This window comes from Bacillota bacterium, assembly GCA_040755295.1.
Lineage (GTDB): Bacteria > Bacillota > Desulfotomaculia > Desulfotomaculales > Ammonificaceae > SURF-55.
The window spans coordinates 1-1,937 of the sequence record JBFMBK010000033.1; the positions used below are offsets into that span (position 1 = coordinate 1).

2 protein-coding genes are annotated in these 1,937 nt (G+C 54.3%); one reads left to right on the top strand and one right to left on the bottom strand.

Annotated features, from left to right (window positions below; translation table 11 throughout):
* Positions 1–107 precede the first annotated feature (107 nt).
* Positions 108–539 carry an IS200/IS605 family transposase gene (gene tnpA / locus AB1500_13090; protein MEW6184082.1) on the top strand — a complete coding sequence of 144 codons (432 nt, stop codon included), beginning with the start codon at positions 108–110 and terminating at the stop codon, positions 537–539.
* Between the two features lie 33 nt (positions 540–572).
* Here tnpA and AB1500_13095 read toward each other — a convergent pair whose 3' ends face one another.
* Positions 573–1,787 (bottom strand): IS256 family transposase, encoded by a 1,215-nt coding sequence (locus tag AB1500_13095; GenBank protein ID MEW6184083.1) that lies wholly within the window; start codon positions 1,785–1,787, stop codon positions 573–575.
* Positions 1,788–1,937: the final 150 nt, after the last annotated feature.

Here is a 1,937-nt window from a genome sequence, read left to right on the forward strand (position 1 = left end):
TGATGAACCCGGTTTTTTCGGATTTAATATACCGCCGGAATTCTACGAGCGTAAGCTGGTAGATGGATAGCACCCGCTGTCCTCGCTCTTTGATATACTGAGATATTATGAAATACCGCAAACAAGGACATTGCGTGTATTACACCCAATATCACCTGGTACTGGTTGCCAAATACCGTCGCAAGATATTCGTAGCCGGAGTAATGGGATACCTCAAAGAGCTGTTGAAGCGCATAAAGGACTATTATCCCGACATTGCCATTAGCGAGGTCAAAAGCGACGAGGATCATGTGCATTTTCTTGTGTCCATTCCACCAAAGCTGGCTGTCGGCAAGGTGGTCGGGATAATAAAGGCGAATACGGCGCGAGAGTTGAAATCCAAGTTCGTCTTTTTGAAGAAGGTATACTGGGGCGACGACGGTATTTGGTCGGATGGATATTTCGTGTCGACAGTGGGCATAGACGAAGAAATTATCAGGAAATATATAGAGAGACAGGGTCAAGAGGACAGCGGGCAAGCGCAGCTTGAATTCTGCTGACGGGGAATACCACGGGCGTAAGCCCGTGGATGTTTATTTATCCAGCGCCTCTCTCAGTGACTTCAGATGCTTCCATCCTTTTACCTTGCGCCAGCGACTTTCCGCGAACAATAATGCCGCCGCCGCCCAGCGCTGGACGTGATCACCTCCACGCCACCGCGTCACCCTGCCGGTTCTGTAACCGACGGACGAAAAAGCCGACTCTATGCAGTTCGTCGTCCTCAGACTTTTGCGCAAAGCTTCGCTTGCTCCCAGCCGGTGCAGCGTCAACGTATCCTCCAGCCCTTCCTCCAGACTTGCCGCCGCCGACGGATTAATCCGCTCAAGCTCCCGCACGCAAGCCCAAAGCGCCGCTTTGGCCGAACCATACTCAGTCATGGCATATGCCGCGTTCAGCTTACGCCGATATTCCGGCTGAAGACCTTCCGGCAGATGTCCCAGCACGTTGCGCTTCTTGTGCTCCTGACAGCGCTGGGTGGCCGCCATGCCGCCGAATGTCTTCTTTATCGCTTTCCTGAGCGCTTTCGACCCGTCCGTAATGAACAAATACCGCCTCCTCGTATCCAGCCCCCGCCGTATCAGGTCCGCGAGCAGGGCCTCGCACACGGCCGCGTTTTCCGTCGCCCCCTGCCACAAACCGAGGACATGTTTGCGCCCGGTTATGTCTATGCCGAGCGCCGTTATCACCAGAATATCACCGAAGCCCTTCCCGTCTATCAATATCGCGGCCAGGTCCAGCTTGTCCAGCCGCCGCTCCATAAGCTCCCTAAGCTTTTCCTCCGAGGCCGTGATAAACCGCCGGCTGACCGATGACTTGCTTATGCCGTAGCCGCGCATGAAACCCTCTACGCCGCCCTGATAATCGCGCGTGGACACATTTCGTATCATATCGCCGTAAGCGCGCCGCGCCAGTTCGTCCCCGCCCTGAAACGCCTTGTATGACGAAAGCGGAATCTCGCCGCCTTTATTCTTGCGCATCCGCAAACTTTCGATATTCACCTTCCGACCCCCGAGCTGTATCCACCCGCGCTGGCTGCCATGGCGATACCCTCGGCCGTCCTCCAGATGCCGTTGCCGCTCACCCTCCATAATCTGCCGGATGACCGCAAGTCCGGCTTCCGTCATCACTTCTTCCAGGCCGGCGGACGCGTTCCGCATGATACCCTCGACCGCCAGCTTGACGGGAATGCTGCTGATTTTGCCGGAAAATGATTTGCTTCCGGCATTGAACTTTTTGTACAGTTTCATTGGTGGCGCCTCCCTATATAGTATATAGTTCCAACCTTGATTATATCAAGGTAGGAGGCCCACCTCAAATTTCAACTATTTTTAGGACAACCTCCGGTAGCCATACACCAGTTTAATTACATCGCCTCTTCCTTTACGATAACCCTGGCC